Annotated in this window: 15 protein-coding genes and 1 pseudogene; 5 read left to right on the forward strand and 11 right to left on the reverse strand. The window is 65.9% G+C overall.

The annotated features are described in order from the left end of the window. Nucleotides 1–3: 3 nt before the first annotated feature. The 5 genes from LDZ26_RS03120 to LDZ26_RS03140 form a co-directional block, all read right to left on the reverse strand. A complete protein-coding gene (locus LDZ26_RS03120) occupies nt 4–1,209 on the reverse strand; it encodes a type II secretion system F family protein (protein WP_244848117.1) in 1,206 nt (401 codons plus the stop codon). Then, nucleotides 1,206–1,691, reverse strand: a complete 486-nt coding sequence (gspG, locus tag LDZ26_RS03125) for a type II secretion system major pseudopilin GspG (protein ID WP_244848118.1) — start codon at nt 1,689–1,691, stop codon at nt 1,206–1,208. The genes LDZ26_RS03120 and gspG overlap by 4 nt, the downstream gene beginning before the upstream one ends. An 84-nt stretch (nt 1,692–1,775) precedes the next feature. Next, a complete protein-coding gene (locus LDZ26_RS03130) occupies nt 1,776–3,890 on the reverse strand; it encodes a glycosyl hydrolase family 18 protein (protein WP_244848119.1) in 2,115 nt (704 codons plus the stop codon). A 438-nt stretch (nt 3,891–4,328) separates the two neighbouring features. Continuing rightward, nucleotides 4,329–5,732, reverse strand: a complete 1,404-nt coding sequence (gene argH, locus LDZ26_RS03135; protein WP_244848120.1) for an argininosuccinate lyase — start codon at nt 5,730–5,732, stop codon at nt 4,329–4,331. Between the two features lie 54 nt (nt 5,733–5,786). Continuing rightward, complete coding sequence (locus tag LDZ26_RS03140) at nt 5,787–6,599, reverse strand: helix-turn-helix transcriptional regulator (protein WP_244848121.1); 813 nt, start codon at nt 6,597–6,599, stop codon at nt 5,787–5,789. 157 nt (nt 6,600–6,756) lie between these two features. Here LDZ26_RS03140 and LDZ26_RS03145 point away from each other — a divergent pair, with 157 nt between their 5' ends. After that, on the forward strand, nt 6,757–7,521 hold the full coding sequence (locus LDZ26_RS03145) for a class I SAM-dependent methyltransferase (protein WP_244848122.1): 765 nt from the start codon (nt 6,757–6,759) through the stop codon (nt 7,519–7,521). A 24-nt stretch (nt 7,522–7,545) separates the two neighbouring features. Here LDZ26_RS03145 and ppc read toward each other — a convergent pair whose 3' ends face one another. Beyond that, nucleotides 7,546–10,485, reverse strand: a complete 2,940-nt coding sequence (gene ppc / locus LDZ26_RS03150) for a phosphoenolpyruvate carboxylase (RefSeq protein WP_244848123.1) — start codon at nt 10,483–10,485, stop codon at nt 7,546–7,548. On the opposite strand from ppc, the gene LDZ26_RS03155 reads away from it, so the two are divergent. The 4 genes from LDZ26_RS03155 to LDZ26_RS03170 are packed head-to-tail and all read left to right on the forward strand — an operon-like array spanning nt 10,442 to nt 15,193. After that, on the forward strand, nt 10,442–10,945 hold the full coding sequence (locus tag LDZ26_RS03155) for a hypothetical protein (RefSeq protein WP_244848124.1): 504 nt from the start codon (nt 10,442–10,444) through the stop codon (nt 10,943–10,945). The genes ppc and LDZ26_RS03155 overlap by 44 nt on opposite strands. Further along, the gene (gene hemC / locus LDZ26_RS03160; RefSeq protein ID WP_244848125.1) at nt 10,942–11,952 is read left to right on the forward strand and encodes a hydroxymethylbilane synthase; all 1,011 of its coding nucleotides are present in this window, start codon (nt 10,942–10,944) and stop codon (nt 11,950–11,952) included. The genes LDZ26_RS03155 and hemC overlap by 4 nt, the downstream gene beginning before the upstream one ends. Continuing rightward, nucleotides 11,952–14,000 (forward strand): fused uroporphyrinogen-III synthase HemD/membrane protein HemX, encoded by a 2,049-nt coding sequence (gene hemDX, locus LDZ26_RS03165; protein ID WP_244848126.1) that lies wholly within the window; start codon nt 11,952–11,954, stop codon nt 13,998–14,000. Before hemC ends, hemDX begins: the two co-directional genes overlap by 1 nt. Then, nucleotides 14,000–15,193: a heme biosynthesis protein HemY gene (locus LDZ26_RS03170; RefSeq protein WP_244848900.1), complete on the forward strand. Its 1,194-nt coding sequence runs from the start codon at nt 14,000–14,002 to the stop codon at nt 15,191–15,193. Before hemDX ends, LDZ26_RS03170 begins: the two co-directional genes overlap by 1 nt. A 117-nt stretch (nt 15,194–15,310) precedes the next feature. On the opposite strand, the gene LDZ26_RS03175 is transcribed toward LDZ26_RS03170, so the two are convergent. The 5 genes and pseudogenes from LDZ26_RS03175 to trxB all read right to left on the reverse strand — a co-directional run bounded on the left by LDZ26_RS03175 (nt 15,311) and on the right by trxB (nt 19,135). Next, a complete protein-coding gene (locus LDZ26_RS03175; RefSeq protein WP_175939728.1) occupies nt 15,311–15,634 on the reverse strand; it encodes a rhodanese-like domain-containing protein in 324 nt (107 codons plus the stop codon). An 83-nt stretch (nt 15,635–15,717) separates the two neighbouring features. Then, a complete protein-coding gene (locus tag LDZ26_RS03180; protein ID WP_244848127.1) occupies nt 15,718–16,371 on the reverse strand; it encodes a protein-L-isoaspartate O-methyltransferase in 654 nt (217 codons plus the stop codon). 115 nt (nt 16,372–16,486) lie between these two features. Further along, a pseudogene (locus LDZ26_RS03185) lies at nt 16,487–17,106 on the reverse strand (trimeric intracellular cation channel family protein). A gap of 10 nt (nt 17,107–17,116) precedes the next feature. Continuing rightward, a complete protein-coding gene (locus LDZ26_RS03190; RefSeq protein WP_244848128.1) occupies nt 17,117–17,908 on the reverse strand; it encodes a Smr/MutS family protein in 792 nt (263 codons plus the stop codon). Nucleotides 17,909–18,127: 219 nt separating this feature from the next. Then, nucleotides 18,128–19,135 carry a thioredoxin-disulfide reductase gene (trxB, locus tag LDZ26_RS03195; protein ID WP_244848129.1) on the reverse strand — a complete coding sequence of 336 codons (1,008 nt, stop codon included), beginning with the start codon at nt 19,133–19,135 and terminating at the stop codon, nt 18,128–18,130. Between the last annotated feature and the right edge of the window lie 327 nt (nt 19,136–19,462).

Genomic DNA, 19,462 nt, shown 5'->3' on the forward strand with positions numbered 1-19,462 from the left:
TTGTCACCCCACCGCGCCGGCCAATTGAAAGATCGGCATGTACAGCAAGAAGATGATGGTTCCGACGATGCCGCCCACCGCGAGCATCAGCACCGGTTCGACGACGCGCATGAGCGTGTCGATGGCGCGGTCGAGTTCCTCGTCGCAGAACTCGGCGGAGCGCGTCACCATGTCGGCGAGCTCGCCGCTCTGTTCGCCGACGCGGATGAGCCGCTCGGCCACCGGCGTCGTCAGGTTCGCGGCGGGCAGCGCGCCGGATAGCGGCTTGCCTGCGCGAATCTCGTCGAGCGCCTCGGACAATGCACTTCGCAGATGCGCGGGCAAGACCTGTGCGGCCAGTTCGAGCGATGTCACCATCGACATGCCGCCTGCGAGCAGCAGCCCGAGCGTGCGATAAAAGCGCGTAAGGCCGAAGAGGCGCTGGTAATCCGCGAGCTTCGGCAAGCGGAAGAACGCCGACATCAGCCGCTCGCGTACCTTCGCGCTGCGCAGCGACAGAGCCGCGCCGGCAAGCGCCGCGAAGAGCGCCGCGAGCAGTACGCCGCCGTGCGCCTCCACCAGCTTGCCCCACGCGAGCATCATGCGGACGGTGAAGGGCATGTCCTTCATCGTCGCGAAAACCTGGCTGAACTTGGGGATCACGTAGAACGCCATGAACAGGATGATCATGGCGCCCGTGCCGATGACGATCGACGGGTACACCATCGACGACACGACTTTCTTGCGCACCGTCGAGAGCCGCGCGTCGTAATGGTGATAGCGTTTGAGCGCCTCGGCCAGATGCCCGGTCTGCTCCGCCGATGCCACCGTCGCCACATACAGCGGCGGAAAGTGTTCGGGCTGACGTTCGAGCGCGCGCGAGAGCGGCTCGCCTTCGTACAGCGCCGCGACGATGCCTTGCAGCACGGTCCGGTTCAAGCCTTCCTTGCTCTTGTCGCGCAGCGTTTCCACCGTCTCGACGAGGCTGAGTCCGGCTTCGAGCAGCGCAATGAGTTCCTGCGTGAAGAGCCCGCGCTCGAACACCGGCTTGCGCAACGAGAAGCCGCGCTTTTTCGGGTCGAGCGGCGCGGCGTCGACGAGCGAGAGACCCATTTCCGCGAGCCGCATGCGCAACTGCGCTTCGTCGTCGGCGTCGAGTTCGAGATACTGCGGGCCGCTTTCGCTATCCACCCGGGCGCGATATCGCATGATGACCGGTGCGCTCGTCATTTGTTGACGATATCCGCGTCCTCGCCCGAGCCGCCGGGCTTGCCGTCGGCGCCGTAGGTCATCAGGTCGTAGTCCTTGCCGCCTTCGCCTGGCGAGCGATAGATATACGGCTTGCCCCACGGGTCGTTCGGAATCGCGCTGCTCATGTACGGGCCTTCCCATCCGCTCGCGTTGCCCACGTTGGTCATGAGTGCCGCGAGGCCAGCGTCCGTGCCCGGAAAGTGTCCCGTGTCGAGCCGGTATCGATCGAGCGCGCTTTCGATGCCCTTCATCTGCGAGGCGGCCGTCTTGCTGCGCGCCTTGCCCACTTCGCCGAAGAGCTTCGGCCCGACATAACCCGCCAGCAGCGCGATGATGAGCAACACCACGAGCAGTTCCAGCAAGGTGAATCCGCGTTGCCGCCAACTGATTGCGCGGCGGGCGAGCCGCGCGCGTGAAGCCGCCGCCGTCGCGCATGCGGCTTTGAGTGAGAGTCGGTGCATGGCTGCTCCCGCCAGATTTCGATACGTCGCCATGCGCGCGGTCGCCGCGTCACGTCATGCGACACGCGCGCGTCTGTTCACGAATCACTTGAGTCCGTCGCTCATGATTTTCAGAAGCTCCGCGCTCGGGCCGTCGCCGTCCAGTTCCCAGGCGAACGAGCCGCGCAGGCTCTGCGCCTTGACGTAGTCCATCTTGAGCCGCACGGCGGCCGGCGAGTCGTAGGACCACCAGTTGTTGCCGTCGAACTTGTAGGACGTCTTCGCGACCGGATGCTCGTACAGCGTGCCCGCTGCGCTCTTGAGGATGCGGTAGTCCTCGATGCCTTCCTCGTACTTGCCGGGCGCGGGCTTGGTCGCCTTCTGATAGAGACCGTTGCCGCTCGGGCCCGCGCTCACGCCGGACCAGCCGCGTCCGTAGAACGGGATGCCCACGACGATCTTCGTCGCCGGCACGCCCGCGTTGAGCAGCGCCTTCACCGCGCCGTCGACGTTGTAGGTCGGCGCGTATTGACCTGCCTTGTAGTTCGGGCTGTCGGGGTCGCCATAGAGCGGCGCCTGGAAGTCCGTTGGCCCGTTCGCTTCCCAGCCGCCGTGGAAGTCGTAGGACATGATGTTGATCCAGTCGAGCGACTTGCTGTATTCGGCCGGCTCGGTCATGGCGATCTTGTCGCCGCCCGCGCCGATGGCGACAGTCAGGTAGTAGTGCTTGCCGTTTTGCGAGCCGATTGCATCCAGTTGCTTGCGGAACTCGGCGAGCAACAGCGTGTAGTTCTTCTTGTCGTTCGGGTCGACGACGTTGTACGGCTGGCCGCCGCCGCCGGGAAATTCCCAGTCGATATCGATGCCGTCGAACACGTTCGCGCCGACGCCTTCGCCGCCCGCATTCGAGCCCGAGTCGAACGGCAGATTGCCCTTGATGTAGACGTCGATGCACGATGCGACCAGTTGCTTGCGCATTGCATCCGTCGATGCGGCCTTGCCGAACCACTTCGACCACGTCCATCCGCCGATCGAAATGATGACCTTGAGGTTCGGATATTTGGCCTTCAACTGTTTGAACTGGTTGAAGTTGCCCTTGAGCGGCCCGGCCTTGCCGCTGCCGTAACGCGGATCGTTTTGCGGGAAGTCCCAGGCATCGGCCTGACCGCTGACGGCTTCATTCGCGGAGAAGCCTTTTTGGTAGTCGGCCCATGCATCGCCGCCGGTGCCTGCATCCGGCGCGCTCGGATTGGTCGCGCCCGGCTCCGCCTTGTTGACGATGCCGCATTCGTAACCGCCGTTCTTCTGATAGATGTTGCCGAATGCGTAATTGATGAAGGTGAGCAGTCTGGCCGAACCCGTCGCGTCGACGTCCTTCACCTTGTAATTGCGATCGTAGATGCCCCACTGGGCGAAATAGCCACCGATTTCCCGACCGCCGACGGGCGCGGGGGACGGTGTTGGTGTGGGCGTCGGTGTTGGCGTCGGCGTTGGTGTTGGTGTTGGCGTCGGCGTCGGCGTCGGCGTCGGCGTCGGCGTCGGCGTTGGCGTTGGCGTTGGCGTTGGTGTCGGTGTCGGTGTTGGCGTTGGCGTTGGCGTTGGCGTGGGCGTGGGCGTGGGCGTGGGCGTCGGCGTAGGAGCAGGTGCAGGTGCAGGTGCAGGTGCAGGTGCAGGTGCAGGTGCAGGTGCAGGTGCAGGTGCAGGTGCAGGTGCAGGAGCCGGCGTCGGCCCGCCGGAGCATGCGCCGATGTCCTGCCACACGCCGTATTGTCCCGATTGCGCCGGATTCTCGCCTTGCGTCCACCACTTGTTTTGATAATTGCGCCCGTTGTACGTCACGCGGCTGCCCGCGTTCGCATAGACCTGCGTTGCCGACCACGCCGCGAAGCACGCAGTGGGCGTCGGTGCGGGCGTCGGCGTGGGTGTCGGCGTTGGCGTCGGTGCGGGAGCAGGAGCGGGCGCCGGAGCCGGCGATGGCGTTCCGCCCGACGCCCCGAGATCTTTCCACAACGTCGGCGTCGAAGAGGGCGTCCAACCCGCGCCCGCATAGGCCGTGTGCGTCTGCAGCGCCTGATATGTGTGGCCGTTGTATGTGACGGTCGTGCCTGCCGTGTAGGTCGCGCCTTCCTGCCACTCGGCGGCCGATGCGGATGTCGAATAGGCGACGATCGCAGCCAGAACCAGTGGCAAAACTTTGGATTGCTTACGAAGTCGATTCATGAAGACGGCTCCGCCACTTTGTTGTGCGTTGTGCGTTTCGATCTTTGAGTTAGCCGTGGCGTTCGACGTGATAAGCGGATCGCCGGCGCGAGGTCATGCGGATGTATTGATAGCCCAACGACCCATGCGAAGCAAGTTGCAAAAGGAGAACAGGCATCGCTGGAATTCGATTTCGAGGATCTTAGGCGCTATGAACCACGCATCCGTTTCTCGAAACGATGTTTCAAGGAGGGCACGGATGGATGGATGTCGAAGCCGTCGTTGCCGACGGCGGTTCATGCGCGATCATCATGCGGTTCGACGTCTATCGAAGACGTGAACGCAACCGCGCAGCAATCCTGCGCAATGCAATGATGGTTTCGTTACGCGAATGCCGCAAAAAAAATGACCCGCATGATGCGGGTCGTGCGGGTCATTCAAATGCGTCGAAGAGGGCTTTCAGAGCGACTCGCGTGCCGCCCTGGCCGCCGCGCGCACCTGATCCGGCGCGGTGCCGCCCGGATGATTGCGGCTCGCGACCGAGCCTTCGAGCGTCAGATACTCGAACACGTCCTCGCCGATGAGATGCGCGACGTTCGGCAGTTCGATGCGCATCGCGTCCAGCGAGAGATCCGCGATATCGCAGCCGCGCTCGTCGCAGATGCGCACCGCGTGCGCCACGGCTTCGTGCGCATCGCGAAAGGGCAGGCCGCGCTTCACGAGATAGTCCGCGAGATCGGTGGCGGTTGCGAAGCCTTGCAGGGCCGCCGCGCGCATCGCCTGCGGCTTCACCGTGATGCCCGCAGCCATTTCCGCGAAGATGCGCAGCGTGTCGGCGACCGTATCGACCGTGTCGAAGAGCGGTTCCTTGTCTTCCTGATTGTCCTTGTTGTACGCGAGCGGCTGACCCTTCATCAGCGTGAGCAGCGCCATCAGATGCCCGTTCACGCGGCCCGTCTTGCCGCGCGCCAGTTCCGGCACGTCGGGGTTCTTCTTCTGCGGCATGATCGACGAACCGGTGCAGAAGCGGTCCGCCAGATCGATGAAGCCGACGCGCGGGCTCATCCATAGCACGAGTTCTTCGGAGAAGCGCGAGACGTGCGTCATGATGAGCGCGGCCGCCGCCGTGAATTCGATCGCGAAGTCGCGATCGGAGACGGCATCGAGCGAATTGGCGCAGATGCCGTCGAAGCCGAGCGAGGCCGCCACCGCGTGACGGTCGATCGGATAGCTCGTGCCCGCGAGCGCCGCCGCGCCGAGCGGCAGCCGGTTCACGCGACGGCGGCAATCGCGCATGCGTTCGGCATCGCGCGTGAACATTTCGACGTACGCGAGCAGGTGATGCCCGAACGTCACCGGCTGCGCCACTTGCAGATGCGTGAAGCCGGGCATGATGGTGTCCGCGTGCTTCTCCGCCATGTCGATGAGCGCGAGGCGCAGGTCCTTCAGCAAGTCGCCGATGCGGTCGATCTCGCCGCGCAGCCACAGGCGGATGTCGGTTGCAACCTGATCGTTGCGCGAGCGGCCGGTGTGCAGCCGCTTGCCCGCATCGCCGATCAGCGCGGTCAGTCGCGCCTCGATGTTCAGGTGCACGTCCTCCAGATCCAGCTTCCATTCGAACTCGCCGCGCTCGATCTCGCCCTTGATCTGCGCCATGCCGCGCTCGATGGCCGCGAGGTCATCCGCGCCGATGATCTTCTGCGCCGCGAGCATGGACGCATGCGCGAGCGAGCCTTGAATGTCGACGAGCGCGAGCCGCTTGTCGAAGAACACCGACGACGTATAGCGTTTGACGAGCTCCGACATCGGCTCGGAGAAGCGAGCCGACCAGGCTTCGCCTTTTTTGTGAAGTTGAGACGTCATGGTGTGTTTTCGGCGTTCGAGGCGTCAGAAAGACGAGAATTTTAACATTCGGGGCTACGCGTCCCCGACCAGAATCACGAGCTTCAGGTCTTCGCGATGCGCCGGCTTGAAGGTGATCTGATTGAACACCACGCGCCCGCGCGACGGATGGTCGAACGCGCGCTCGCCGCCTTCGCGCTCGAACACGTCTTGCGAGGCCCAGTAGCGCGCGAAGGCATCGCTTGCGGCGCTCAACGCGTCGATCAATGCGCGCGTCGGCGGATCGTTCAGATGGCGGATGGAATCGGCGCGAAATTCGGCGGCGAGGCGCCGCGCGCGCGTTTCCCAGTCGACGATCAGCGTCCGCGCCGCCGGCGACGTGAACGTGTAGGTCAGGAGATTGCGGTCGTGCTCGCCGTCGAGCCAGCCGACGAACAGGTCCGCCGCCGGCGCGTTCCAGCGCAGCGCGTTCCACTGACGGTCGAGCACGTAGGCGGGCGCGCCGATCAGGCCGACCGTCTGCAACAGCGCGGCGGGGACGTCCTGCGCGGCGGGATCGGGCTCGGCGGGGTCGCGCTGTGCGGCGAGTTCGAACAGATACGCGCGTTCGGCGCGCGACAGTTGCAGCGCGACGGCGATGCGCGCGAGCGCTTCGGCGGAAGCGGAAACCGGCCGGCCCTGCTCGATCCACGTGTACCAGGTCGGGCTCACGCCGCACAGTTGCGCGACTTCCTCGCGGCGCAGGCCCGGCGTGCGGCGGCGCGGACCCGGCGGCAAACCGACCGCGAGCGGCGACAGACGTTCGCGGTGCGTGCGGATGAATTCGCCGAGCGCGCGCGCGGGCGTATCAGCGAGCGGTTCGGCGGGCTTGTTTTCGGTTCGGTTCATGCGGACTTCGGACGCAAACGTCGGCGCGCGACGGGTGGTTCGGATACCAGGATAACCAGTCAACTTGTACCGGTACAAGGCGGGCTCTATTGTATCGACAGGCCGGCGCTGCGGCGACCGGAATCCGATGCACAACACGCAACCATGCGGAGTCACGATGAAACACCACGAACAGGTCGCCGACGCCTTCGGCAGCACTGCCGCCGCGTATCTCACGAGTCAGGTTCACGCGACCGGCGCCGATTTGCAGAACCTCGCCGCGACTTTCGCCGCGACGTGCGGCAACGCGACCGTGCTGGACATGGGCTGCGGCGCGGGTCACGCGAGCTTCGCGGTGGCGCCGCATGTGAAGCAAGTCGTGGCCTACGACATCGCGCCGCAGATGCTCGCCACCGTCGAAGCCGCCGCGAAGGAGCGCGGGCTGACCACCATCCGCACGCAGCAGGGCGCGGCGGAAACGCTGCCCTTCGACGACGCCTCGTTCGACTGGGCGATTAGCCGCATGAGCGCGCACCACTGGCGCGACGTGCGAAAGGCGCTCGCCGAAGTGCATCGCGTGCTGAAGCCGGGCGGGCGGCTCAAGTTCATCGACATCGCGGGCATCGACGATCCGCTTTTCGACACGCACATTCAGGCGATCGAAGTGCTGCGCGACGCATCGCATATCCGCGACTATCGCGCGGACGAATGGATCGCGATGCTCGACGCCGCCGGCTTCGACGCGCGCGTCACCGAACGCTGGCGCCTGCCGCTGGAGTTCGACGCATGGGTGACGAGAATGCGCACGCCGGCCGAGCGCGTGACGGCGATCAGATCAATGTGGAAGAACGCGCCCGAGGAAGTGCGCCAGTATTTCGGCGTGAAGGACGACTTTTCGTTCGAGCTGGACGCGTTGATGATCGAGGCAAAGCGGCGCGAATAAAGCCGCTTTGCCTCGCGGAAAGCGTCAGCCGGTATTGCGCAGCCCCGCCGCGATTCCGTTGATGGTCAAATGAATCCCGCGCCGCAGCCGCACGTTCTGATCGCCCGCGCGGTGGCGCTTGAGCAGTTCCACCTGCAAGTGATTCAGCGGATCGAGGTACGGAAAGCGGTTCTTGATGGAACGCGCGAGCAGCGGGTTGTCGGAAAGCCGCTCGCTTCGGCCGGTGATCTCGGTGAGCACGCGACAAGTGCGCTCGTGTTCCGCGACGATCTTGTCGAACACGAGCTTGCGCAGCTTCTTGTCGCTGACGAGCTGCGCGTAACGCGACGCCACCGCGAGATCGGTCTTCGCGAGCACCATGTCCATGTTCGACAGCAGATTCTTGAAGAACGGCCAGGTCTTGTGCATCTTGCGAAGCGCTGCAAGACGCCGGCTGCGCTCGGCATCCGATCCGGCTTCATCGAGATAGGCGGTCACCGCGCTGCCGAAGCCGTACCAGCCGGTCAAGAGCAGCCGGCACTGGCCCCACGAGAAGCCCCACGGAATCGCGCGCAAATCCTCGATCTTCCGATGCTTCGGGTCTTGCAGCTTGCGCGACGCCGGCCGGCTGCCGATGTTCAGTTCCGCGATTTCCGCAATCGGCGTCGAGGAGAAGAAGTAGTCGGTGAAGCCGGGCGTCTCGTAGACGAGCGCGCGATACGCCGACATCGCGGCATCCGAGAGCGTCTGCATCGTCGCTTCGAACTGCGGCAGCTGCGCGGGCGCGTTCTCGTGCGGCAAGAGCGTTGCTTCGAGCGTCGCGGCCACGACCGTCTCCAGGTTGCGCCGCCCGATTGCCGCGTTCGCGAACTTGCTCGCGATCACTTCACCTTGCTCGGTTAGCCGGATCTGGCCGTCGACGGTCCCGGGCGGCTGCGAAAGAATCGCCTGATACGTCGGACCGCCCCCGCGCCCGACTGTGCCGCCGCGTCCGTGAAAGAGCCTGAGCGTCGTCTTGCGCTCCTTGAACAGCGCAACGAGTGCCAGTTCCGCACGATACAACTCCCAGTTCGACGTGAGAAAGCCGCCGTCCTTGTTGCTGTCCGAATAGCCGAGCATGACTTCCTGCTCTTGGCCCTGATTCTCGATCAGCTTGTCGATGCCCGGCAGCGCGAAGAATTCGCCCATGATGACGGGCGCATTGCGCAAGTCCGCGATGGTTTCGAAGAGGGGAATGACCATCAGGCCGTCGCGCGCGGCGTCGTCCTTGCTGCCCAGACAGCCTTGCAGCACGCCGGTTTCCTTTTGCAGCAGCATGACTTCGAGCAGATCGCTGACGGTTTCCGTGTGCGAGATGATGTAGTTGCGCACCGCCCGCGCGCCGAACTTCTCGCGGATTTCCCGCGCCGCTTCCAGCACGCCGAGTTCGCTTTTCGCGAGATCGGAGTATTGCGCGTACGGCAGGCGCAGCGGCCGCGGCTGGCCGAGCTCTTTCAACAGCACGTCGCGCTTCTGCGCTTCGTCGAGCGACGCGTAATCGGCCACGACGCCGCCGCGCGCAAGCAGTTCCGCCACGACCGCTTCGTGAATATCCGAGCTTTGCCGCAAGTCGATGCTCGCGAGATGAAAGCCGAACACTTCCGACGCCCGCGCGAGCGGCGACAGGCGCTGCGCCGCCAGCGACGCGCCGTGGTTCTGCCCAAGCGATTCGATCAACACGTTCAGATCGCGCGTGAACTCGGCGGCGTCCGCATACGGCGTCGCGCGGATCGGGGCCGCGCCGCGCCCGGCGCTGCGCACGGACACCACGCCTTCGCCGAGCCGCACGCGCGCGCTCGCCGCGAGCCGCGTGTAGATGCCGATCAGCGCGCGCCGGTACGGCTCGTCCGTGCGATGCGGCGAATGGTCCGGCGACGCATCGGCGAGCGCGAGCAGCGCATCGCTCGCTCCTGCGAGCAGGTTCGACACCGACAGTTCCGCGCCGAGCTTGTGCACCTCTTCCAGATAGTGTTCGAAGATGACGGTCGCCTGCCGCGTGATGGCAGCGTCGAGCGTTTCCGCCGTGACGTTGGGGTTGCCGTCGCGGTCGCCGCCGATCCAGCTTCCCATCTGGAAGAACGGCGGCAGGCGCGTGGGCAGGCCGTGCTCGGCGAGCGCGGCTTCGATGTCGGCGTAGAGCGCGGGAATCTCCGCGAGGAAGGTCGCGCGATAGTAGGAGAGCGCGTTCTCGATTTCATCGGCGACGGTCAGGCGCGCGTCGCGCAGCATGCGCGTCTGCCAGAGCGACGTGACGCGCGCGCGCAGCACCGACTCGTTCTGCGCGCGTTCGCGGGCGGTCAGTTCCTGATCGCGTTCGGCGAGCAGACGCGCGATGTCGTGTTGCGCGTCGAGGATGCTCTTGCGCTGCACTTCGGTCGGATGCGCGGTGAGCACCGGAACGATCAGCGCGTCGTCGAAAAAGTTCTGCAGCATCTTGCGCGTCGCGCTGACGTTTTTCTGCTCGCGCATGCGCTCGATGGCATAGGCGATGGTGCCCGGCTGCGGCGCCGAGCCCGCGAGCGCGTGAATGCGGCGGCGGCGGTTGTGGTGCCGGTCTTCCGCGATGTTCGCCAGATGCGAGAAATAGCTGAACGCGCGCACGACGGATACCGTCTGCTCCGGCGACAACGCACGCAGGCGCTTTTCCAGCGTCTGCGAGGCATCCACGTCGTCCTCGCGGCGAAACTTGACGGCGGTCTGGCGAATCGCCTCGACCATGTCGAACACGGCGTCGCCTTCCTGCTCGCGCAGCACTTCGCCGAGCACGCGGCCGATAAAGCGAATGTCTTCGAAGAGCGGGCGGTCTTTGTCGTCGCGGGCGCGGCTCGCGGGCTTCGCGCGGTCGGCGGGCTCGGCTTCCGGGGATTCGGCGGCGACGTTCGCGTCCGCGACCGAAGCGGCCTTGGCCTTCTTCGACGGCTTCTCCGCTTTCGGCGCTTTCACCATTACTTCGACGCCCGGCTTCTCCTCGACGTCGACCGCCGCCGTGGACGCTTTCGCGGCGCCTGCGGCCCGCGTCTTCGAATTGGAAGGCGACGCCGCCGCGCTGGACGTGTCGGAGGATGAGTCGGGCGATGCGGCGTTGCGGCGCGCCGGGCGGGCCGAAGCGGAAGACGTCACGTTGAGTTCCTCTCTCTGCTCTCTGATAGGCGAAGCCAGGGACCATCGGCGAAACGGCGGCCTGTGCGGCGCCGCGCGAAGCAAGTCATGCGGACCAGCAAAAGATGAACGTGTGCGAGGCGTCCGCGCCCGGCGCATGTGTCTCCCCATGCGCCAAGCCCGCTTCCCGGCGCTCGGAAAGGCGCGCCGGACAAGGCTCTCGCGCGCCGCCCATGCCCGAATGGACCGTGGCGTGCGTGCTACCATTGTTCGTTATTTCATCCCGTATTCGATCGAGCATCAATGAATTCCGAGACGCATTCAACGACACCGCCCGCCACGCTTGTCATCGCTTCGCGGGAAAGCCGGCTCGCGATGTGGCAAGCCGAGCATGTGCGGTGTGCGCTGCACAAATTATATCCATCTTGCGACGTCAAAATTCTCGGAATGACGACACGCGGCGATCAGATTCTGGACCGCACGCTGTCCAAGGTCGGCGGCAAGGGTCTCTTCGTGAAGGAACTGGAAGCCGCGCTCGCGGAAGGCCGCGCCGATCTCGCGGTGCATTCACTGAAGGACGTGCCGATGCAGTTGCCCGAAGGCTTCACGCTCGGCGCCATTCTCGAACGCGAAGACCCGCGCGATGCCTTCGTGTCGCCGCACTACGAATCGCTCGATGCCTTGCCTGCGGGCAGCGTCGTCGGCACGTCCAGCCTGCGCCGCGAAGCGATGATCCGCGCGCGCTTTCCGCATCTCGACGTGCGGCCGCTGCGGGGCAATCTCGACACGCGCCTCGCCAAGCTCGATCGCGGCGATTACGCGGCGATCATTCTCGCGGCGGCGGGTCTCAAGCGGCTCGGCCTGGAATCGCGCATTCGCGCATGCCTCGATGCGTCCGAGAGCTTGCCGGCGGCGGGGCAGGGCGCGCTCGGCATCGAGATTCGCGCCGATCGCCCGGAACTCGCGGCGTGGCTCGCGCCGCTGCATGACGAAGCCACCGCGCTCGCCGTCGAAGCGGAACGCGCGGTGTCGCGCGCGCTCGGCGGAAGCTGCGAAGTGCCGCTCGCCGCGTTCGCGCACTGGCGCGACGGCGCGCTGTTTCTGCGCGGCGCGGTGTCGATGCCTGACGGCAAACGCATGCTGCGCGCCGAGGAAGCGGTGCGCGCGCCCGATCTGGCCGGCGCGCTCGCGCTCGGTCAGCGGGTGTCGGCCGATCTCGAAGCGCAGGGCGCGAGCGAGATCGTCAACGCGCTTTCGACGATGAGCCGCGCCGACGCGCCCAACGAGCCGCCGCCCGCGGCGAACGCATCCTGATGGCGAGCGCGGTCCGCGCCACCGTCGTCATCACGCGTCCGGGCGGGCAGTCGTCGGCGCTCGTCGAGCGGCTCGGGCGCGCCGGCTTCGACGCGTTCGAATTTCCGCTGATCGACATCGCGCCGGTCGCCGACGACGCGCCTCTTCGCGCCGCGCTCGACGAACTGTATGCGCCCGAGCGCTACGCGCTCGTCGTGTTCGTGTCGCCGAACGCGGTCGATCATGCGTTCGGCCGCCTCTTCGCGCCGTGGCCGGCGGACGTGGCGGTGGCGGTCGTCGGCCCGGGCAGCGTCGCGGCGCTCGCGCGGCAAGGCGTGCATGCGCCGACGCATTGCGTGATCAGCCCGTCGGAAGAAGCAGACGATCCGCGTTTCGACTCGGAGGCGCTCTACGCCGCCATCGAGTCGCACTTCGGCGCGAACGGACTCGACGGCCGGCGCGTCCTGATCGTGCGCGGCGACGGCGGGCGCGAGTGGCTCGCCGAACGGCTCGAACAGGCCGGCGCCCGGGTGACGAAGGTCGCGGCATACCGGCGTCTGCTGCCCGAGCCGTCCATGCGCAAGTGGGAGCGCATTCACGCGCTGCTGGGCGGCGATCATGCGTGGCTGCTCACCAGTTCCGAAGGCGTGCGCAATCTGGATGAGCTCGCCCGCGAGCATCTCACCGCCGACGAGATCGCCCGGCTCAAGCACGCGCCGCTCGTCTGCCCGCACCCGCGCATTGCCGAAGCCGCGCGCCAAACGGGTTTTGATAGGATTACGGTGTCCGGCGCCGGCGACGAACGCATCGTGCATACGCTGAAGGCGCTGTTTCCCTACGCCTCGGCAGCGAATCAGGAGCCCGACGCGCAGGCGACGGCCGGCGCATTCTCTCGAGCGACCGACACATCGCCGGCCACGCCGCCGGCCCACCAAACGGCTCAATCACGCATGACTGACTCGAACGATTCCAAGAAAGCTTCACCTCAGCCGAACGTGACACCGCCCTTGCCGCCGAACACGCCCTTCACGCCGTATGAACAACAGAAGCGGCGCGGCGGCGCGGGCACTGTGTTGTTGTGGTTCGTCATCGCCATTCTGGCGGTGGCGGCGGGCGCGGGCGGCTACGCGCTGAACCGCAAAGTGGACCGCAAGGAACAGGAAATGGCGCAGCGCGTCGAAGAAGCCGATGCGCAGAACGCCGCGCTGCGCGCGAAGGCCGATCAGGCGGCGAGCGCCACCTCCGCGCTCAACACGCAGCTGATCCAGTTGCAGGGCAAGCTCGCCGATGCCGAAGCGCACAGTCAGGCGTTGCAGCAGCAGTATCAGGATCTCGCGAGCAACCGCGACGACTGGACGATCGCGGAAGTCGAGCAGATTCTCTCCAGCGCAAGCCAGCAGTTGCAGTTGACGGGCAACGTCCAGCTCGCGCTCTTCGCGCTGCAAAGCGCCGACACGCGCCTCGCCGCGACGACCGGCCCGCAAGTCGTCGCGATCCGCAAGGCCATCGCGCAGGACATCGACAAGCTCAAGTCGACGCAAACCACCGACCTCACCGGTCTCGCGATCAAGCTGGATACGGCCATCGAGCAGATCGACGGCTTGCCGCTCGCGGGCGAGGCGCCGATCGAGCCCGCGCGGGCGCAGGCCGCCGCGCCGGGCGACAGCGCGTCGATCGCGGCGGCCACCGGCGAGCCGCGCTGGAAGGTGCTGTGGCGGCAGATCACGACCGGCATCGGACAGCAGTTGTCCAGTCTCGTGTCGGTGCGGCGCATCGACAATGCGGACGCCATGCTCACGTCGCCCGATCAGGGCTACTTCGTGCGCGAGAACGTGAAGCTGCGCCTGTTGTCGGCGCGTCTGTCGCTGCTTTCGCGCAGTGAATCCACGCTGAAGTCGGATCTCGCGGCAGCGGATGCCGCGCTCGGCCGCTACTTCGATCCGTCGTCCAAGAAGGTCGCCGCCGTGCGCGATCTCGTGAAACAGGTCGATCAGTCGTCGCTCGCGGTCGCCGTGCCGAACCTGGACGCGAGCCTTGCCGCCGTTCATCAGTTCAAGCGAGGCGGATGATGACGATTCGAGGACTCATCTGGCTCGCGCTGCTCTTCGCGGTCGCGGTGATCGTCGCGACGGTCGGCGGCTTCAATGGCGGGCAGGTATTGATCGTCGTTCCGCCGTATCGCGTGGACGTGTCGCTCAATCTGTTCGCGGTGGCGCTCGTCGTGCTGTTCATCGCGCTGTACGCGCTGATTCGGGCGGCGCGCGGCGTCTGGAAAATGCCGCAGCGCGTGGCCGCTTACCGCGCCCGCAGCCGGCTCGCGAAGGCGAACGCTTCGTTGCGCGATGCCATCGGCCACCTGTACGCCGGGCGTTTCTCGAAGGCGGAGAAGGCTGCCCGCGATGCGCTTTCCGTCGCGGAGAATCAGGGCGCGGCGGGGCTGATCGGCGCGAACGCGGCGCATCGGCTGCATGAATACGGGCGTCGCGACGAATGGCTCGCGCAGATCAGCGGAGCGGACTGGCAGGACGCGCGTCTGATGGCCACCGCCGACATGCGCGCCGATGGCCGCGACGCGGACGGCGCGCTCGTCGCGTTGACGGAGATTCAGGCGCAGGGCGGGCGGCGCATTCACGCGCAGCAGATCGCGCTGCGCGCGCAGCAACAGCTGAAGAACTGGGCCGAAGTGCTGAAGCTCGTGCGCATGCTAGAGAAGCGCGAGGCGTTGCATCCGGCGGTCGCCGTGCGTTTGCGGCAGGTCGCGGCGGAAAATCTGCTGCGCGACCGGCGGCACAATCCGGACGCGTTGCTGGAACTGTGGCAGTCGCTTTCCGCGACGGAGCGCCAGTCGCCGCGTCTCGCGGATCTCGCCGCGGAACTGCTGATCGCGCTGGACCGCCGCGCGGAGGCGAGAAAGATTGTCGAGGAGGCGCTCGCGCATAACTGGGACGCGCGGCTGCTGCGGCGCTATCCGGATTGCGTGGTGGGCGGCGATGCGTTCCCGCTCATTCAGCGCGCCGAAGCCTGGCAGAAGGAGCGCACGGAAGACGCGGACCTGCTTTTCACGCTCGGGCGCTTGTGCCTGCATCAGCAGTTGTGGGGCAAGGCGCAGGCGTTTCTCGAATCGGCGCTCAAGCTGGCGGACAACGAGCCGCTCAAGATCCGGACGCATCGGGCGCTGGCGCGCCTGCATGAGCAACTGGGCGATGCCGAGAAGGCCGCCGAGCATTATCGGGCGAGCGCGCTGGCGATGAACGTCGTCTAGGGCGTGGGTTCAGCGAGACAAGGCCGCATGCGTGAGAGCGTATGCGGCCTTTGCTTTGTGGGGCGCCGAAATAGCTGAAATAGCCAAACGAGACGCGGGCGACGGCGCCCGCAGAAGTCAATACGTCGGAACCGAAGGATCCACCTGACGCGACCACGCGTCGATGCCGCCGTACAGATTGAAGATATTCGTGAAGCCGCGCGATTCGAGGAACATGCCGACCTGGGCGCTGCGTGCGCCGTGATGGCAAATACAGACGATCTGCGCGTCGTCTTCCAGTTCTTCGCTGCGCGCGGGAATGTCGCGCATCGGAATGGACACGACGTTCTCCATCTTCGCCGTTTGCAGTTCCCACGGCTCGCGCACGTCGAGCAAAACGGGAGCGGGGCGGGAAGAATCCGCGAGCCACGCGGCGAGTTCGGATGCGGTCAGGTTTTGCATGAAATACCGGGCGCGGAAGGATGTGGGCGAAGCGGACGCCGGGCGCGGGGAAGCCCGGCGGCCCGGCGGCGAAAGTCGAACGCTCAGAACTTGAACGCGGGCGGATGCAGCGCGTTCTTGAGCGGTGCGACGAACGTCTCGAACACGGCCGACACGCGGAACTGCTTCTCGTCGATGCGCGTGATGATCTGCGCTTCCATCACAGGCGCCGTGCCGACGAACGCCGCGATGCGCCCGCCGATGTTCAGCAGTTCCAGAAACTCCTGCGGCATCACGGGCAGGCCGCCCGACACGCAGATGACGTCGAACGGTGCGCCCTGGCTCCAGCCGCGCGCGCCGTCGCCCACAACTACTTCCGCATTCGTCACGCCGTTGGCCGCGAGATTTTGCTTCGCGAATTCGGCCAGTTCCGGCGAGATTTCGACGGTCGTCACGCTGCGGCCGCGATGCGCGAGGAGCGCGGCCATGTAGCCCGAGCCCGCGCCGATTTCGAGCACTGTCTCGCCCTTGTGGACCGTCAGTTCTTGCAGGATGCGCGCTTCGATCTTCGGGGCCAGCATGCGCTCGCCGCCCGGCAGCGGGATTTCGAGGTCCGCGAAAGCGATATTGCGATAGGCGGCGGGAACGTAGTTCTCGCGCTTGACGATCGACAGCAGGTTGAGCACGTCCAGGTCCAGCACATCCCAGGGACGAATCTGTTGCTCGATCATGTTGAAACGCGCTTGCTCGATATTCATGTTCTGTGTGCGTGTTGACGACAGGAAACCGATGCCCCGAAGCACCGGCGCGAGCGGCCGGACGGGGCGGATTGACTTCGCGATTGTAGCAAACGGACGGGTTTTCCCGCCCGCCCTAATGCGGCAGGCGAATGTCCAGCTTGAACGTGGCGAGCCGCGCGACGAGGATGAATGCCGTCGAAAGCAGCACGTTGTAGATGGTATCGACGTCCAGTTGCGCGAGGCCGAGATAGATCCAGCAGCCCGCGAACGCGCACACGGCGTAGGGCCGCGAATCGCGCAGAATCAGCGGAATCTCGTTGCACAGCACGTCGCGCATGATGCCGCCGAAGACGCCGGTCGTGACGCCCATCATCGTCGCGGTGAACGCGGGCATCTGCGCATCGAGCGCGATCGACGTGCCCGACCGCTGAACAGGCCGAGTCCGATCGCGTCGGTGACGAGCAGCGCGCGCTGGTCGAACAGGCGCGAAGTCAGGCGCAGAAAGAGCGGCGCGAAGATCGCCATCGCGAAGATCGCGAGCACGTAATCCTGATGCTCGACCCAGTAGAACGGCCGGCGCGAGAGCAGCACGTCGCGCACCGTGCCGCCGCCGAACGCCGTGGCGAGCGCGACGAGAAAGGCGCCCACGGCGTCCAGCCGCCGCTTTCTCGCTTCGATGAGGCCGGAGAGCGCATACGCGAAGATCGCGAACGCCTCCATGATGGAAATGGCGAGGGTGAGTCTCGGATGCACGGTCGTTCAGTCAGCGGGTCTTGTCTTGGGGATGATTGTGGTGCCGCGGCGTGCCGCCCGGCTGCAACAGCACGAGCACGGCCCCCGCGCCGCCGTCGTGCGGACGCGCCTGACAAAAGGCAATCACTTCGGCCTTCTGCGTGAGCCACGCGCGCACCTTGCCTTTGAGAATCGGTTCCTTGCCGATGGAGCCGAGCCCCTTGCCGTGAATCACGCGCAGGCAGCGCAGTCCGCGCTTCACCGATTCGCGGATGAATTCCGCCAACGCCTCGCGTGCTTCCTCGCGCCGCATGCCGTGCAGATCGAGCTGCGCCTGGACGATCCACGCGCCGCGCCGCAGCTTCTTCACGACTTCCTGGCTGATGCCAGGCCGGCAGTAGGAAAGCGTCTCGTCGATATCGAGCAGGCTTTCCGGGTCGTATTCGTCGGAGAGCGCCTCCTGCAACACGGCTTCCTCGTCGCGGCGGCTTTGCAGCGGAAGCGGCGGCGGGGGCACGCGCGTCACCGGCATGCGCGGCGGCGTCTTGAGCGGCTCGATCTGGCCGATGGACCGGCGAAACTCGTCCGCGTGTGCGGCTGCTTCCCGTTCGGCGAGCACCGCCGCCGCGCGTTCGGCGGCGCGCTTGTCGGCGTCGGACTTGAGCGCGTCCTTCAGCCCGGCGAGGCCCGCGAGCCCGTCGCGCTTGACGGCGTCCTTGACATCGCGCGGATCGGCGGCCGGAGGCTTTTCGACAGCGGCCGGGCGTGGCGTCTGCGGACGGCGAGGCTTCGGTTCGTTCGGGTGAGGATGATTTTTCGGCATCGTTCGGCCAGAAGGTACGGCTGCGCGGGCAGCGGCGGAAGGGAGGCGGCAATCCGACGCAGCGCGCCGATTGTGCCACGGGCGCGGTCATCCTCGGATACGCCGGCGCGAAACGGGCATCGACAACGTAGGAAACAAAAAACGGGCCGGCGGCGCGAACCGGGGCCCGTTCTTCGACGAAATGCGTCGTCAAGGTGAAGGCGCGCCGCGCCCTCGTGCTTACCGATCCTTTTCGTGGCTCATCGAGTGCGGCGTCGGCGTTTCGTCGATCGCTTCCAGATAACGCTGCGCGTCGAGCGCGGCCATGCAGCCGGTTCCCGCGCTGGTGATGGCCTGGCGGTAGATGTGGTCCTGCACGTCGCCCGCGGCGAACACGCCGGGGATGCTCGTTGCCGTCGCGTTGCCGCTCGTGCCGCCCTTCGTCAGGATGTAGCCGTTCTTCATCTCCACCTGACCCGCGAAGAGCTCGGTGTTCGGCTTGTGGCCGATCGCGACGAACACGCCTTGCAGCGCAATGTCCGTGGTTTCGCCGGTCTGCGTGTGCTTGACGCGCAGGCCCGTGACGCCGGATTCGTCGCCGGTCACTTCGTCGAGCACGTGATTCCACTTGATGTCGACGACGCCTTCCTTTTCCTTCGCGAGCAGGCGGTCGATCAGGATCGGCTCGGCGCGGAACTTGTCGCGGCGGTGAATGACCGTCACCTTCTTCGCGATGCCCGACAGATACAGCGCTTCTTCGACCGCGGTGTTGCCGCCGCCGATCACCGCCACTTCGCCGTTGCGATAGAAGAAGCCGTCGCAGGTCGCGCAGGCCGACACGCCCTTGCCCATGAACGCCTGTTCCGACGGATTGCCGAGATACTGCGCCGACGCGCCCGTCGCGATGATGAGCGAATCGCACGTGTACTCGCCCGCATCGCCGATGAGACGCAGCGGACGCTCGTTGAGCTTCGCCGTATGGATGTGGTCGAAGACGATCTCGGTGTTGAACCGGCGCGCGTGCTCTTCCAGGCGCTGCATCAGTTCCGGACCCTGCACGCCCGAAGGATCGCCCGGCCAGTTTTCCACGTCGGTCGTGGTCATCAGCTGGCCGCCTTGCGCGAGGCCGGTGACGAGCAGCGGCGCCAGATTCGCCCGGGCCGCGTAGACGGCGGCGGAATAGCCGGCGGGGCCGGAACCGAGAATCAGCACTTTGGCGTGTTTGGGCGCGGGTTGCGGTGATGACATGATGGTGGTCCGTTATGGATGGTCGGATCGGCAGTGCATGCGCTCTGCTTCGCGCAGCAAGTTCGGCACCCGATGCGTGCCGCCGATGACCCGTAGTTGGATGCGAAACCTCGATTATAAAGGCCGCTGCCAAAGCGTTCCGAGTGAACCTTTCAATGGCTTTGATAGGCGCGCGTCGCAGATTTCACGCAGAAACGGGCGATGAACGGCATGTGAGGAGTGTTACAGGTTGCAAGAACGGGGCCGTTTTTGCGCCTTTCACCGCAATGCAGCGTTTACAATAGGTCACCGTTCATGCGGCCCCGATCCAACCGACGAAGGCCGCGA

Source organism: Caballeronia sp. SL2Y3, from assembly GCF_022879575.1.
Taxonomy (GTDB): domain Bacteria; phylum Pseudomonadota; class Gammaproteobacteria; order Burkholderiales; family Burkholderiaceae; genus Caballeronia.

Bases quoted from the DNA above. Each gene is read 5' to 3' on its own strand.
- LDZ26_RS03120 (WP_244848117.1), bottom strand. From the start codon at position 1,209: ATGACGAGCGCACCGGTCATCATGCGATATCGCGCCCGGGTGGATAGC.
- gspG (WP_244848118.1), bottom strand. From the start codon at position 1,691: ATGCACCGACTCTCACTCAAAGCCGCATGCGCGACGGCGGCGGCTTCA.
- LDZ26_RS03130 (WP_244848119.1), bottom strand. From the start codon at position 3,890: ATGAATCGACTTCGTAAGCAATCCAAAGTTTTGCCACTGGTTCTGGCT.
- argH (WP_244848120.1), bottom strand. From the start codon at position 5,732: ATGACGTCTCAACTTCACAAAAAAGGCGAAGCCTGGTCGGCTCGCTTC.
- LDZ26_RS03140 (WP_244848121.1), bottom strand. From the start codon at position 6,599: ATGAACCGAACCGAAAACAAGCCCGCCGAACCGCTCGCTGATACGCCC.
- LDZ26_RS03145 (WP_244848122.1), top strand. From the start codon at position 6,757: ATGAAACACCACGAACAGGTCGCCGACGCCTTCGGCAGCACTGCCGCC.
- ppc (WP_244848123.1), bottom strand. From the start codon at position 10,485: ATGGTGAAAGCGCCGAAAGCGGAGAAGCCGTCGAAGAAGGCCAAGGCC.
- hemC (WP_244848125.1), top strand. From the start codon at position 10,942: ATGAATTCCGAGACGCATTCAACGACACCGCCCGCCACGCTTGTCATC.
- hemDX (WP_244848126.1), top strand. From the start codon at position 11,952: ATGGCGAGCGCGGTCCGCGCCACCGTCGTCATCACGCGTCCGGGCGGG.
- LDZ26_RS03170 (WP_244848900.1), top strand. From the start codon at position 14,000: ATGACGATTCGAGGACTCATCTGGCTCGCGCTGCTCTTCGCGGTCGCG.
- LDZ26_RS03175 (WP_175939728.1), bottom strand. From the start codon at position 15,634: ATGCAAAACCTGACCGCATCCGAACTCGCCGCGTGGCTCGCGGATTCT.
- LDZ26_RS03180 (WP_244848127.1), bottom strand. From the start codon at position 16,371: ATGAATATCGAGCAAGCGCGTTTCAACATGATCGAGCAACAGATTCGT.
- LDZ26_RS03190 (WP_244848128.1), bottom strand. From the start codon at position 17,908: ATGCCGAAAAATCATCCTCACCCGAACGAACCGAAGCCTCGCCGTCCG.
- trxB (WP_244848129.1), bottom strand. From the start codon at position 19,135: ATGTCATCACCGCAACCCGCGCCCAAACACGCCAAAGTGCTGATTCTC.